The sequence below is a fragment of the Mesorhizobium tamadayense genome (assembly GCF_003863365.1).
In the GTDB taxonomy this organism is placed as follows: Bacteria; Pseudomonadota; Alphaproteobacteria; order Rhizobiales; family Rhizobiaceae; genus Mesorhizobium; species Mesorhizobium tamadayense.
The window spans coordinates 1-361 of record NZ_RQXT01000266.1 but is presented as its reverse complement, the minus strand read 5'-3'; the positions used below and the strand labels follow the sequence as shown (position 1 = coordinate 361).

The following is a 361-nucleotide window of genomic DNA, read 5'->3' as shown; positions in this document are numbered from 1 at the left end:
TTTCGGCGCGGGCCTCGATGAGATCGGCGGCCTTCAGCAGAACCCGCGAGCGCTGCGACGCCGTCGTGTGCGGCCACCGGCCGTGGTCGAATGCCTTTCGCGCCGAGGCGATGGCGCGCTCGGCATCGATCCTTGTCGCCGCCTGGTAGCGGCTCACGACGATGCCGTGGCTCGGCGCGTTCCGGTCGATCGTCCGGCCTTCTGCGCCGGCCGTCCATCTGCCGTCGATCAGCATCTCGAAGCCGCGCACGGGCGCGTCGGCAAGCGCGGTTGGCCTGATCTCTATCGTCATCACCATTCTCCCTTGAAGATCGCCGCACGCTTCTGCGAGAAGGCGGCGACGCCTTCCTTGAGATCCCCA

At 67.9% G+C, this 361-nt stretch carries 1 protein-coding gene; it reads right to left on the bottom strand.

Annotated elements, in window-relative coordinates; genetic code table 11:
• Positions 1-292: aldehyde dehydrogenase family protein (locus tag EH240_RS37610; RefSeq protein WP_125007323.1), on the bottom strand; the 292-nt coding region annotated here is incomplete at its 3' end.
• Between the last annotated feature and the right edge of the window lie 69 nt (positions 293-361).